Origin of the sequence: Lederbergia citrea (genome assembly GCF_018343525.1) — a bacterium.
GTDB classification, from domain to species: domain Bacteria; phylum Bacillota; class Bacilli; order Bacillales; family Bacillaceae_C; genus Lederbergia; species Lederbergia citrea.
In genome coordinates this window covers 808,657-821,318 of sequence record NZ_JAGYPH010000001.1, presented here as the reverse complement: position 1 = coordinate 821,318, position 12,662 = coordinate 808,657, and the positions used below count along the sequence as shown (strand labels likewise).

13 protein-coding genes are annotated in these 12,662 nt (G+C 38.2%); 5 read left to right on the top strand and 8 right to left on the bottom strand.

Annotated features, from left to right (window positions below):
• Positions 1-19: 19 nt before the first annotated feature.
• Together KHA88_RS04235 and KHA88_RS04230 are read right to left on the bottom strand one after the other, a co-directional pair.
• A complete protein-coding gene (locus tag KHA88_RS04235) occupies positions 20-1,240 on the bottom strand; it encodes an MFS transporter (RefSeq protein ID WP_213106998.1) in 1,221 nt (406 codons plus the stop codon).
• Positions 1,218-1,601, bottom strand: a complete 384-nt coding sequence (locus KHA88_RS04230; protein ID WP_213097007.1) for a DUF1033 family protein — start codon at positions 1,599-1,601, stop codon at positions 1,218-1,220. The genes KHA88_RS04235 and KHA88_RS04230 overlap by 23 nt, the downstream gene beginning before the upstream one ends.
• 108 nt (positions 1,602-1,709) lie before the next feature.
• Between KHA88_RS04230 and KHA88_RS04225 the strand changes: the two genes are divergently transcribed.
• A complete protein-coding gene (locus tag KHA88_RS04225; protein WP_213097008.1) occupies positions 1,710-1,952 on the top strand; it encodes a YkuS family protein in 243 nt (80 codons plus the stop codon).
• Positions 1,953-1,994: 42 nt separating this feature from the next.
• Here the strand turns inward: KHA88_RS04225 and mobB are convergent, their stop codons facing one another.
• From mobB to moaA, 3 genes are all read right to left on the bottom strand, one after another.
• Entirely contained in the window at positions 1,995-2,519 is a 525-nt protein-coding gene (gene mobB / locus KHA88_RS04220; RefSeq protein WP_213106997.1) for a molybdopterin-guanine dinucleotide biosynthesis protein B, read from the bottom strand.
• Entirely contained in the window at positions 2,489-3,778 is a 1,290-nt protein-coding gene (locus KHA88_RS04215; protein ID WP_213106996.1) for a molybdopterin molybdotransferase MoeA, read from the bottom strand. Before KHA88_RS04215 ends, mobB begins: the two co-directional genes overlap by 31 nt.
• Positions 3,779-3,870: 92 nt before the next feature.
• A complete protein-coding gene (gene moaA, locus KHA88_RS04210; RefSeq protein ID WP_213106995.1) occupies positions 3,871-4,881 on the bottom strand; it encodes a GTP 3',8-cyclase MoaA in 1,011 nt (336 codons plus the stop codon).
• A 201-nt stretch (positions 4,882-5,082) separates the two neighbouring features.
• Between moaA and KHA88_RS04205 the strand changes: the two genes are divergently transcribed.
• Both KHA88_RS04205 and KHA88_RS04200 read left to right on the top strand, forming a co-directional pair.
• Positions 5,083-5,661, top strand: coding sequence for a LemA family protein (locus KHA88_RS04205; RefSeq protein ID WP_213097012.1), 579 nt, complete (start codon positions 5,083-5,085; stop codon positions 5,659-5,661).
• Positions 5,661-6,437, top strand: a complete 777-nt coding sequence (locus KHA88_RS04200; protein WP_213106994.1) for a TPM domain-containing protein — start codon at positions 5,661-5,663, stop codon at positions 6,435-6,437. Before KHA88_RS04205 ends, KHA88_RS04200 begins: the two co-directional genes overlap by 1 nt.
• A gap of 39 nt (positions 6,438-6,476) precedes the next feature.
• On the opposite strand, the gene KHA88_RS04195 is transcribed toward KHA88_RS04200, so the two are convergent.
• The 3 genes from KHA88_RS04195 to KHA88_RS04185 all read right to left on the bottom strand — a co-directional run bounded on the left by KHA88_RS04195 (position 6,477) and on the right by KHA88_RS04185 (position 10,581).
• Complete coding sequence (locus KHA88_RS04195; RefSeq protein WP_213106993.1) at positions 6,477-8,390, bottom strand: vWA domain-containing protein; 1,914 nt, start codon at positions 8,388-8,390, stop codon at positions 6,477-6,479.
• Between the two features lie 14 nt (positions 8,391-8,404).
• The gene (locus tag KHA88_RS04190) at positions 8,405-9,280 is read right to left on the bottom strand and encodes an ATP-binding protein (RefSeq protein ID WP_213106992.1); all 876 of its coding nucleotides are present in this window, start codon (positions 9,278-9,280) and stop codon (positions 8,405-8,407) included.
• A gap of 776 nt (positions 9,281-10,056) precedes the next feature.
• Positions 10,057-10,581, bottom strand: coding sequence for a Rok-like winged helix domain-containing protein (locus KHA88_RS04185; RefSeq protein WP_213097016.1), 525 nt, complete (start codon positions 10,579-10,581; stop codon positions 10,057-10,059).
• A 279-nt stretch (positions 10,582-10,860) separates the two neighbouring features.
• On the opposite strand from KHA88_RS04185, the gene KHA88_RS04180 reads away from it, so the two are divergent.
• Together KHA88_RS04180 and sda are read left to right on the top strand one after the other, a co-directional pair.
• Positions 10,861-12,345 carry an aldehyde dehydrogenase family protein gene (locus KHA88_RS04180; RefSeq protein WP_213106991.1) on the top strand — a complete coding sequence of 495 codons (1,485 nt, stop codon included), beginning with the start codon at positions 10,861-10,863 and terminating at the stop codon, positions 12,343-12,345.
• A 150-nt stretch (positions 12,346-12,495) separates the two neighbouring features.
• Positions 12,496-12,621 (top strand): sporulation histidine kinase inhibitor Sda, encoded by a 126-nt coding sequence (gene sda, locus KHA88_RS04175; protein ID WP_213097018.1) that lies wholly within the window; start codon positions 12,496-12,498, stop codon positions 12,619-12,621.
• The last annotated feature ends 41 nt before the right edge of the window (positions 12,622-12,662 follow it).

The following is a 12,662-nucleotide window of genomic DNA, read 5'->3' as shown; positions in this document are numbered from 1 at the left end:
ATAACGGGTTTTTTTCTAGTTAAATATTTAATTCACTTACTCTTTCATCGCTCGGCAACAGCCAAGTAAATACCCCCAAGACTGGTAACCAGCTACACACAATCATGACAAATTTAATACTATACAAATCGGCAAGAGTCCCAAATAATACAGCCCCTATTGCTCCCATGCCAAATGCGAGACCTACAATCAAACCGGAGACCATCCCAATTTTCTTTGGTACAAGCTCCTGTGCATAGACGACTGTAACACTGAAGCTAGAAGTAATGATAAAACCAATTAAGAAAAAGATCGGAATAACCCAGAATAGTGAAACATACGGCAATAAGATCGTTAATGGGGCTGCACCCGCCATGGACAGAAAAATAATATTTCTTCTTCCAAATCGATCTGCAAGCGGTCCTCCAAAAAAGGTGCCAAGTACGCCAGCTATCATAAAAATGAAGATATATAATTGCGACTGTTTGATAGACAGGCCATAATCATTAATTAAATAAAATTGATAAAAATTGCCTATCCCCGCTGAATACCATGAGCGTGCGAAAACAAGGAAAACTAATAAAGTGATCGCGGCCTTAATTTTCGGATGAATGGGTGATCCACTTTCACTATTCTTCTTTCTACTTTGTTTAAATATTTCTGTTTCTAGCTGTAATTTATACCATTTCGATACAAATAGAAGTAGAATGATGCCCATTAATGCGACCATTGTAAAGCCCAGTGCCCCCTTTTGTCCAAATCGGACAAATATAAAAGCTGTAAATAAAGGGGCCAACGATTGTCCGAAGTTTCCACCAACCTGATAAATTGACTGAGCCAATCCCCTTCTCGTCCCTGCAGCCATATACGCAACCCTTGATCCTTCCGGATGAAACACCGCCGAACCGATCCCGATGAAAAAAACCGAGGCAAGGATAACGTAAAAATTTGGTGATAATCCAAAGCCAATTAAACCAAGCATGCTCATAAACATACCTAATGGCAAAAGGAAAGGAGTTGGTTTCTTGTCAGCAAAATAGCCGAACACTGGCTGCATGACCGAAGATGTCATATTAACTACAAAAGCAATCCAACCAATTTGGGCATAGGATAAATTTAAAGTTTTTACAAAGATAGGATTCATAGCTGGGACAACTGCCTGGATGGCATCATTAAATAAATGACCGCCACTTATGGCAAATAAAACACCATACACTGTTGCCAATTGCTGTGTCGGTTTACTTGCTTTTGCTGTATCCATATGTACATCTCTCTTTCCGGACTTCTACAGTCGTATCCGACTTTTGATCGTCAATTTCTAATAAAACATATGGTTTATGATTTAACATGATTAAAAGTCCGTAAAATACTTGCAGGTCATCATCACAATGATCACAAAAAAATGAGTCCCCATCATTCCAAAATGCTGCCATTGAAGAGTTTTTTAGTTTGGAGTGGTCACATTGCCTGTTGAGCTGGTTAAATAAAGAAAAATATTTCTGAACGGCTGCCTCTTTATTGTGAAATGTAAAAGATTCGATAATATCTTTTTCCCAACCTTCAAAAAACCACCATGGCTCATTCTCACTTTTAGTCATAACGATTTCCCAGATGTCTTTCATAGTAATTCCCCCGTACAACGAATTTACATATTGTTCTTTAAACAATAATACTTGTATATTTTGATAATAAAAAGGACACCTCTAACAGTAAGGGAGGTGTATTTATTTATGGCAAAAATTGGTGTTGAACAAGCGTTGACAAACGTACAACAAGCTTTACAAGAAAAAGGTCATGAGGTTATTCCCCTTCATAATGAATCAGATGTACAAAACTGTGATTGCTGTGTTGTATCGGGAATCGATAATAACGTGATGGGTATGCAAACAGTATCTATGCAAGGATCAGTCATTGAAGCAAGTGGCATGTCAGCTGAAGAAGTTTGTCAAGCCGTTGAGAACAAATTAAGATAGACAAATTTAAATAGCAAAGAGGTTGTTCCATGAGTTAGGCACTTATGGGACAACCTCAAGATTTTCAAATATCCCTTTATAAAACACCTTAACAAACAGATCTAAATCATCTATTAAAAAAATTTCATAAGCGTTGTGGGATGTTATGGGAACCCAGCTAATGACCGCTTTAATATTTACTAATTTCTCTAATAGATAAAGGTCATCATCATTTCGAATAATCACTACTTTAGGATATGAAGCGTGTTTATAACCTTCTATAAGAATAAGGTCCATAGAAAAGTTTTTATAAACATGAATGATTTCTTCTAAATCCCAAGAATTTTTATTGGCTTCTATATGTAGTGATCCATTCCCTTCCACGCTAGTAATTTGTGCACCTGCATCCCTATGCTTATCAGTATCTTTGTTCAATACGGTCTTTTCAGGTACTCCGCCATGCCCGTGATGCTTGATCGTCCCTATGCGCAAGCCATTTTTTGTTCCATTAAAAATCATTTTTTTCATTAATGTTGTCTTGCCACTATTTTGAAAGCCTACAATTTGGAAAGCTTTGCTTCCTGCCATGGTTTCTCACTTCCCTGCTGGTCGTCCAGTAACAAAATATCGACTTGATCAGCCTGTTGAAACCCTCTTGTACCTCCTGGAAGCACTATTAAACACTCGGCCCATGCGAGAGAAGTTACAACCCCAGATTTATCTAGTCCTACAGGTTCTGCGTATATTTTTCCATCCTTATATATTAGTTGGCTTCGGACAAATCTACTAAAAGGATTTGGTTTTGGAAAATCAATGTTTAGCGTCCCTTGTAAACAACGTAGAAAAGGCCGTTCTGAACGAAGCCAGTACCTTATAATTGGGCGTACGAATAATTCAAATCCAATATAACAGGCAGATGGGTTTCCAGAAAGGCCAAATAATAGCTTTCCGTCTTTTTCCCCACAACTTGTCACACTGCCTGGACGCATGGCAATTTTATTAAATAAAAGGTTTGCCCCAATACGCTTGTAAATCTCGGGGAGAAAATCATAATCTCCGACAGATACGCCTCCAGTTGTAATCACAACATCGCATTCGGCCATTGCAGTTTCAATTGCATTTTGAAGAGCTTCCAAATCATCAGCAAAAGAGCCATATCGCTTATAAAGCCCTCCAGCCCTAATGATCTGTGATTCGATCATAAACCCGTTGCTGTTGCGAATTTTACCAGGAACCAGTTCATCTTCTGGCTGCAATAATTCACTTCCCGTCGCAATTACTCCAATAACCGGGCGCTTGCCAACCGTTACTTTACTATAGCCAAATGTTGCAAGTAATGCTTTTATGCCGGGATTGATTAGTACACCTTGATTGATGAGTGGGCTTCCTTTAATAGTATCTTCGCCGCGAAAAGAGATGTTTTCACCAGGCGTCAAGGAACGTTTAATTTTAATAAAGGTTCCATCATCACTTTTTTCCTCTTGGACAAGTTCAAGCATAATCACGCAGTCGGCACCAATCGGAATTTGCGCACCCGTCATGATCCTAACTGCCTCCATATGACCCACATTTTTATTACTCACCTGACCTGCACCAATTTCATCAATGACTCTTATATTAAGTGGGTTATCGCGAGATGCTTGTACAGTATCTTCCGCTCTTAATGCAAATCCATCATACGGCGAGCGGTCAAATGGGGGAACATCATGATCCGCTACAAGCGGTTCGGCCAAATACCGCCCATCACAATCATCGATTGAAATTAACTCTTTCTCGCCACGTATTTTATATCCCATCACTTGTTCAATTGCTTCTTTCACCCAAATAGGTTTTCTTCTTTCCACCACTCCTGGATGCCCCCTTCATTGTCTAGCGCAAGCTCCAGCATTAGCAAGCCTCGCGGATTTATACATCCCGAACACGGTGCTTGCGCTTTACATTATCCACCAATATAGGACATTTCAATTTTATTTTTATTTAGTGATGTTGTCGCCCCTTCAACACGTTCGTCTGAATAGCGATCCTTTCGGTTTTGCCAAATATCCGCTATTTGTGTATGAACCTGTTTGTCATCGTCACAGTTTCTTAAAAGTGATCGTAAATCATGCCCTTTTCCTGCAAACAGGCATGTGTAAAATTTTCCATCTGCAGAGATACGAGCTCTCGTACAAGTGGAGCAAAATGATTCAGAAACAGACGTAATAAAACCAATTTCAGCTTCGGAGTCTTTGTATTTATATCTTTTGGCCACTTCGCCGAAATAATCGGGATCCACCGGCTCTAAAGTAAAATTCTTAGACAGCATTTCAAATATATCTTTTTTGGATACAACCTGATCCCAGTTCCAACCATTTGAATTTCCAACATCCATAAATTCAATAAAACGAAGGGTAACACCCATTTTCCTAAAATGCTCTGCCATTGGAATAATCTCCGTATCATTGACTCCTTTTTGGACAACCATATTAACTTTTATAGAAAAACCTGTTTTGAGTGCCGCCTCAATTCCTTTTAATACAATTTCAGACTTAACTCCGCGGCCATTCATTTTTTGAAATATATCATTATTTAGTGCGTCTAAACTAATGTTTAAGCGACGTAAACCGGCATTATATAAATCTTGTGCGTATTTCACAAGTAAAACACCGTTAGTAGTCAAGCCGATATCTTCTATCCCCTTAATTTGTAATAAACGCCCAATTAACTTTGCGACATCTTTGCGCATAAGGGGTTCTCCGCCAGTTATTCTTAATTTTTTAACACCTAGTTCGCTAAAGATGCCAGCAACTCGTTCTATTTCTTCAAATGATAATATCTCATTTTTATTTAAAAATTTGAAATCGGGACCGAATATTTCTGCCGGCATGCAATATTGACAGCGAAAATTACATTTGTCGGTTACAGATATTCTAAGATCATGTAGCGGTCGTTGAAGTTTGTCTTTTATCATGTTCTACTGATCACTCCCATGTGAAAAGTCCAACCATCTAAGAATAATTGTATCATTTTTCTGATTCCATCACTATTGAAAGGTTTTTAATTTAAGTTTGCTGATATATAGGTTAAATTTGGGTATATGAAATGAATAAGAAATAAAATGAAACTTTTTTACGTTTCATTCGTTCTATTATGTTATGAGGAGTGATAAATGATGAAAAAAGGTTTAGGGGCAATACTTGGAATCGTAGTGGTAATAGCAATAATATTGATTCCTTTAATGGGAAGCTACAACGGTTTTGTGAATGCAGAAGAAGATGTAAACCAAACCTATGCACAAATTGAAAATCAACTTCAAAGAAGGATGGATTTAATACCGAATCTTGTAAACACGGTAAAAGGTTATGCTAAGCATGAGGAAAAAGTTATGGAAGATATTGCAAGTGCAAGATCCAGCCTTGTTGGCGCCAAGGGGCCAGAGGAACAGGCTAATGCTGATGCTGCGTTGTCGAGTGCTTTAAGCAGATTACTTGTCATTTCAGAGAATTACCCAGATTTGAAGGCTGACAAGCAATTTACGCAGCTTACAGATGAATTGTCTGGTACCGAAAATAGAATCGCTGTTGCCAGGATGGATTATAATAATCAAGTGACTGTTTTTAATAAGAAAGTGAAACAGTTTCCGGGAAGGATTGTCGCCTCAATTTTCGGTTTTGATCAAAAAGAGTATTTCAAAGCTGACGCAGCTGCAAAAGAAGCGCCTAAAGTCGACTTTGAGGGGAATGGGGATTAATGAAAAAAGCGCTTCTCAATTTTTCTTTGATTGCGTTCATTGTTTCATTTATGATTGGCACCCAGGCACATGCAGCAAGTGTGCCTGCTCCAGTCGGTGATATTTATGTGCAAGACTTTGCTAATATTATGACTGCAGAGCAAAAAAAAGAGTTAGTTGAGCTTGGTACGTTTCTTGATGATCAAACAAAAGCACAAATCGCAGTTTTGACTGTAAATGACTTGGAAAATATACCTGTTGAAGAATACGCTCTCCAAGCATTTCGCCAGTATAAACTTGGAGGCGCAAAAAAAAATAATGGAGTACTCTTGGTACTCGCTTTACAAGATCGGAAAATCAGGATTGAAGTAGGATACGGACTGGAAGGCGCATTGCCCGATAGTAAAGTAGGCAGAATTTTAGATAGCTACGCTTTACCATATTTAGATGAAGGAAAGCTTGATCTTGCCATTACTAATACGTATAAACAGCTTTTTAATGAAGTTTCCGATGAATATAAACTGGATAAACGAGCTGAAGCTCAAGGATATGAATATGGTTCTAACGAAGGACCATCGCTATTTTCTGTTATTATCTTTACTTTGATTATCCTTGGAATCGTCTTTCTCGACTTTAGATTTTTCGGCGGTGCATTAACCTTAATGCTGCTTAGAATTTTAAGTGCAGCTTCTCGTGGCGGCGGTAGAGGCGGCAGAGGCGGAGGAGGCGGTTTTGGGGGCCCCCGCGGTGGGGGTGGTGGTTCAGCTGGTGGAGGCGGTGCCAGTAGAGGCTGGTAATCGGAAAAGCGGAAGCGCCTAGTGCTTCCGCTTTTTTTATTATATAGATTTTGAAAGTAATCTTTTTAATAAAGGAAATAATATATCGGGCAATAAGTCCACTGATGGAACGATAATACTGAATGGTCCATATATGTTTTCAAAAACTTTTCTTTGCCCTTCTTCCACGCCATTTGTAGAGAGAAAAATATTGAATACTTCAATGCCTCTTTTTCGGGCATCCAGTACAGCTTCGTGCGTATCCACGATGCCATTTTGGCTATACCCGTATGCGGCAGGTTCACCATCAGAAAAAACTAATAAAAACTTTTGTTTTTCGTATCTTTCAAGCAATCTTTGACTAATAATCCTGATTGCAAACCCATCCCTATTGTCCTCTTCCGGTTCAAGCTGCATGATTTCCGGACCCGCTTTAGATGTTAAAGACGCGGGAAAACCGATAACACGTTTAAAATAATTCGGCTGGTAGTCCGTATTGGCCTCATTGGCATCCTCCCAGAAACCTGTAACTTCATGAGGAACACCGACTGATTTCAACGCTTCATGAAACAAGACGATTCCGCGTTTAGTTTCTTCCATTTTATCCTGCATTGAAGCAGAACAATCTACAAGCAAACTAAATGCAGCATCAATTTCTTTAGACTCTTCATTTTTCTTATAAAAAAGCCTTGGCTGTTCATCCGTAAAGAATTTTACGAGCTTTTTATCAAGAATGCCAAAATGCAAACCGGACCGTGGCCTGATTTTTTTATGCTCCAATGTCAGGTCAATTGTTTTCTTAAGTTTTTTTTGATAAAGAAGGATGCTATTTTTATAATGACTGTATTGATTTCTTTGTTCGGCGTTTGGCTCATTATTCGTTAAAAAAATAGCTTCCGCATTTTTATTTTCTTTTCCATAGGGAGCGATTCCCTCTCCGCTATCATTTTCCTTTTGCTCAATTACATCTAATTCTGAGAAATCCTTTTTTGTACTTTTTCTGGCCGATCCTTGAACAATTGCAAGCGCCTGATCTCCTGGTTCACCTTCCCTTGCTTCATCAGCCAAGATGTCAGTTTGTGTGCCTTGATCTAAATCAAATTGAAGAAAGGTATTACCCGGACTGCTTGTTTCCCGATGCCACGTCTTCATTTCTTCATCAAAGACCGTTTCGTCCCCATCGGAATTTTCGTCTGCAACATCAGCATTATTGAGAGGATCTTTCCTTAATAAATCATTGTAATCCAATCCTTCCTCCATCCCAATTTCTGATGTAGGAAGGTGGAAATATTCGTTCAGCATATCACGCTTCATATAATTCTCTATTAAAAGTATAATTGCCCTGCAATTAGTAGTTATTTCATTTGTAGTGGCAGCCTCAAAGAAATTCTCTACCTTTGATCGAAATAAAGGTAAAATTCGATCTATATCTTCATTAAATCGCGGCAAATGGAAAAATGGCATTTGCGTATTCATGATTTTATAAACAAGATTAAATAATGCATCAATAAATAGGCTCTTTTCTAAATTAACCTTCATTTGTGAATCAAAATAATTTAAATAAGTCTCACGTCTAATCCGAAACTCTTTACCCATACCCGGCCTAATCTTTTTGCAACGCTCTTCAATGCGTAGGTCTTCAGCAAGGGTGAAAAGTTGGATTGCAAAGCGTGGAATTTTAGTGCTTTCACACCATTTTATATATCGGCTTACGGCTTGATAATCCGTAAATGAATGATTACCTAACGCTCTTAAAAAGACATCGCTCTTCATTCCGAATTCCATCACTTGATCCGAACGATGATTCCAAAAATGACTGACATATATTTTTTTCTCACTTTTACTTAAATAGGAATGAACACGAAAATCCGCCTCGTATTCGGGATTTCTGGCAAGAGTCTTGGACAGATCCGATAATTCCATCAATAGCATTGAATCAATGATTTCATCGTTAAAATTGATGAATCGGTACATGCTGATCCTCCTCCTTATACAAACAGGGTTGCCGCAATATTCATAATTGCTGCCTTCTCCCTCTCCTCTTCAAGTTTGTCTGCTATACCACGTTGAATTGCACGGAGAGGAGGTAAATAAGCGGCGAGATCGCATGTATCAATCAATGCACGTATAGAAGCTGCTTCCTCTGGAATCTGTCCATTACGAACTTGAATAATCAAATCCTCGGATAAAAGGACGAATTTATCAATCAATGATTGATCTTGTAATCCACTTTCCTTCATAAGGACGCCTTTTAAAACATCACCTTGTATATACGGTACATCAAGGACTATAAATCTATTTTTTAATGCTTCGTTTAACGGTACAGTTCCAACATATCCTTCATTGATTGCTGCAACTACGCCAAAACTTTTCTTTGCCCTTGCCACGTCTCCAGTAAATGGATTAAAAACCATTCTACGATAATCAAGAACACTATTTAAAATCGGCAATGTTTCAGGTTTTGCCATGTTTATTTCGTCAATATATAAAAGATGGCCCATATTCATCGCCTTAATTACCGGCCCTGGTACAAATTCAATTTTATTTAGACCGCTTTCTTGTCCAATTGTTTTAAATCCAAGCAAAGCCTCTGCATCCATATCAACAGAACAATTAACACTATGCATCGGTTGCTTAAAAATATTGGATAATGTTTCGGCAAGCTTTGTTTTCCCTGAACCTGTAGGACCTTTTAATAAGACATTCTTTCCTAGTGATAATGCAATCACTGCATCTAATAATAAATGCTCATCTGCTGCTTCAAATCCACCATTAGAAATCATATCTTCATCTATATTGGAAAATGTTAAATGTCGTTCGCGAATGATTTTTTCTATATCGTTTGGTAACTCGATTGTTTTCATAATAGGTAATCCTTTCTTTCGTGGTGAAAGTTATTTTATGCTCTCATCTATTTTAACAAAAAATAAGCTAAAATAAAAAAATAAAAAAGCTTGCAAATAGCAAGCTTTCAGCCTTTATACAAACTCGAAAAAACAAGTTGTCTTAGTATGTTTATTTTTATATTGGATAGATTAGGTTTTCCGAATCTTACCGCTCGCTTTCCGCGGGGCGAGCGGACGCTTCTCCAAACCAACAATGTGCTACATTTTACTATTCTATTTACTCATTCATTTTTGTAATGGAAGTAACCAAAAAGACTCTAAAATTCAATATATGATTTTAGAGTCTTTTTTTATGAATTAGGTTTTTTTCTTTTTATTTTAATCAATTAATATAAATATTCTTTTTAGATTTACTGTAAAATTTCACTATTTTTAGCTTCTATTTTGTACCGTTCTTTCGACTTTTCTTTAAAATAATCGCTTTATTGAAATTTTGTCTGTTCTGCATGTTCATCTAAATGGATACTTACAGAATAAGTTTTAATTTAGGCTCTATTAAGCTCGAATGTAGATTTTTAGCAAGCTCCGTTGATTGGAGCGGAAGGCGGCGACTCCTGAGGAATTAGCGTGACAGGTGAGATCCCGCAGGAGCGCAGCGACGAGGAAGCTCACCGCACGCCCCCCGGAAAGCGTCCGCCTGAAGCGGAAATCAACAGACACGTTTCAAAGATGCACAAGCAAAAAAAGGGCCCTAAAAATTATACTTATAGGACACCCTCTGCGAGCAGCAAGCCTTACAATTCTTTTGTATTCAGTTCAACAACATCAGTTAAATCCTGGCCTAAAAAGATGGTTTGATTTTCTTGTTGGTAATAATATAAGCCTCGTCCTACTTTAATAATGTTCTCATCTGCTTTTTCGATCGTTTTCATGAAGGTAGTCATATTAGCAATGCGAAATCCTGTTCGATCTTCAATTTTTTTCTGTAATTCTGATCCTCGAATGGGAGAATTATGTTCCTTCATGATGGCAATCGCCGATTCTCTCATTTTTGTTGTTTTACTCCGTCTTGATGGACGCCCTTTTCTTGTTTTTGATTGATCGGCAAGCGCATCTTCAGTTGGCCCTTCAATAAAGGAGTTTGTAGATTCTAAATAATGAACTTGCTCTGAAGTATCTGTAGCTTTCTCTCTTTCATCTAACTCTCTCAGTCTATTAAAAATATACCCTCTTTCCTTTTGCAATTCTTTCAGTAGTCGCTCTTCCGCATCATTCATTTGTTCCAATCTCATTTTCAGCGCCATTCTTTCATTAAACATTCATTTTCCCTCCGAACTTTATAGTTTTTTTAATAAAAGTAATATTACATATATATTAATCTATGTTTGTGAAATTAGTAAAGTAAATATAATGGTAATATTCATACAACTCCAATGATTTTGTCGAATACTTAGATAAATTGTAAAATAATATCAGAATCAATCAAAAAGTATTGGTTGAATATTCTAGAGTAGACTATTAAAATAGTGTTTGTAAGCGTCTTCATCCGCCTGATAGATTCTCTCTGGAAAAATTATTACTATTTTAGGAGGAATTCAATGAGCCAAGTTACGCTGAATGTTAACGACAAAATACAAAGTTTTCTTCAAGGAACTAAAAAGCTATTTATTAACGGAGAGTTTGTTGAGAGTGTTTCTGGAAAAACATTTGACACTCCAAATCCGGCCACTGGAGAAACCCTCGCTACTTTATATGAAGCATGTGAGGAGGATATTGACCGTGCAGTGAAAGCAGCACGAAAAGCGTTTGATGAAGGAAAATGGGCAAAAATGAGTGCTTCCTCTAGAGGGAGGCTTATGTATAAGCTTGCTGACTTAATGGAAGAAAATAAAGAAGTATTGGCACAATTGGAAACGCTGGATAACGGGAAGCCAATTCGTGAAACGATGAATGCAGACATTCCATTAGCCATTGAACATATGAGATATTACGCAGGCTGGACAACGAAAATTACTGGACAAACCATTCCAGTTGCCGGGCCGTTTTTCAACTATACACGCCACGAAGCAGTTGGGGTCGTAGGACAGATTATCCCATGGAATTTCCCATTATTAATGGCAATGTGGAAATTGGGGGCAGCTCTAGCCACTGGCTGTACAACCGTTTTAAAACCAGCTGAGCAAACACCACTTTCTGCCTTATTGCTAGCGGAGCTTATCCAGGAAGCTGGATTCCCGCCCGGAGTAGTTAATATTGTTCCTGGTTTTGGAGAATCTGCTGGACAAGCGCTTGTCGATCATCCGGAAGTGGATAAAATCGCCTTCACAGGTTCTACAGAAGTTGGGAAATTAATTATGCAGAGAGCATCCAGTAACCTTAAGCGTGTAACGCTTGAGCTTGGTGGTAAATCTCCTAACATTATTTTACCTGATGCCGATTTAACTAAAGCAATACCTGGAGCATTGAACGGTGTCATGTTTAACCAAGGTCAAGTATGCTGTGCTGGTTCCCGTGTCTTTATTCAAAAGAAACATTTTGATAATGTTGTCGCTGATATGACTTCACATGCCAAAGGTATCAAACAAGGGGCAGGCCTCGAACAAGATACACAAATGGGACCACTTGTTTCGTCAGAGCAGCAAAACCGTGTGTTGAGCTATATAGAAAAAGGCATTGATGAAGGGGCAGAGCTTCTAACCGGGGGTCAAAAGCCGCGCGATGAAGGATATTTTGTTGAACCGACGATATTTGCGGATGTCAATGACGAAATGAGCATTGCTAAAGAAGAAATCTTCGGTCCTGTTATTGCCGCATTGCCGTATGATGATTTAGATGAAGTTGTCAATCGGGCTAATAACAGTGACTATGGCCTTGCTGCTGGATTATGGACTCGTGATGTAGCCAACGCCCACTACATCGCCAACCGACTCCGTGCTGGAACAGTATGGGTTAACTGCTATAATGTGTTTGATGCTGCGTCACCGTTTGGCGGATATAAGCAATCAGGGCTTGGCCGTGAAATGGGATCTTACGCCTTGGACAATTATACGGAAGTAAAAAGCATTTGGATTTCTATGAAGTAATTATTTATGAAAAAATGCAGCATTCCTAAAATGGAATCGCTGCATTTTTTCATAAAAATTAAAAGATAATGCTTTCCTTTTTTATTCAAAGAATGTAGAATAGTTGAATATAGAGAATAATTCAATTTCACGAGGAGGGTTTTGCTAGCAATGAAAATCATGAGTAATGAACAGCTTGTTGCAGCCTATCGAGACGCGAAAAAGAATGATCATGGTATTGAAGTAGTTAGATTGTTAAAATCGGAGATCAGAAAACGCGGCTTATTAAATCCGTGAAGTCTCAAAACTTCTCTATTAAACTTACTTAATGAAGCCCA

Coding starts and splice junctions, on each gene's coding strand:
- KHA88_RS04235 (WP_213106998.1), bottom strand. CDS start 1,240: ATGGATACAGCAAAAGCAAGTAAACCGACACAGCAATTGGCAACAGTG.
- KHA88_RS04230 (WP_213097007.1), bottom strand. CDS start 1,601: ATGAAAGACATCTGGGAAATCGTTATGACTAAAAGTGAGAATGAGCCA.
- KHA88_RS04225 (WP_213097008.1), top strand. CDS start 1,710: ATGGCAAAAATTGGTGTTGAACAAGCGTTGACAAACGTACAACAAGCT.
- mobB (WP_213106997.1), bottom strand. CDS start 2,519: ATGGCAGGAAGCAAAGCTTTCCAAATTGTAGGCTTTCAAAATAGTGGC.
- moaA (WP_213106995.1), bottom strand. CDS start 4,881: ATGATAAAAGACAAACTTCAACGACCGCTACATGATCTTAGAATATCT.
- KHA88_RS04205 (WP_213097012.1), top strand. CDS start 5,083: ATGAAAAAAGGTTTAGGGGCAATACTTGGAATCGTAGTGGTAATAGCA.
- KHA88_RS04200 (WP_213106994.1), top strand. CDS start 5,661: ATGAAAAAAGCGCTTCTCAATTTTTCTTTGATTGCGTTCATTGTTTCA.
- KHA88_RS04195 (WP_213106993.1), bottom strand. CDS start 8,390: ATGTACCGATTCATCAATTTTAACGATGAAATCATTGATTCAATGCTA.
- KHA88_RS04190 (WP_213106992.1), bottom strand. CDS start 9,280: ATGAAAACAATCGAGTTACCAAACGATATAGAAAAAATCATTCGCGAA.
- KHA88_RS04185 (WP_213097016.1), bottom strand. CDS start 10,581: ATGTTTAATGAAAGAATGGCGCTGAAAATGAGATTGGAACAAATGAAT.
- KHA88_RS04180 (WP_213106991.1), top strand. CDS start 10,861: ATGAGCCAAGTTACGCTGAATGTTAACGACAAAATACAAAGTTTTCTT.
- sda (WP_213097018.1), top strand. CDS start 12,496: ATGAAAATCATGAGTAATGAACAGCTTGTTGCAGCCTATCGAGACGCG.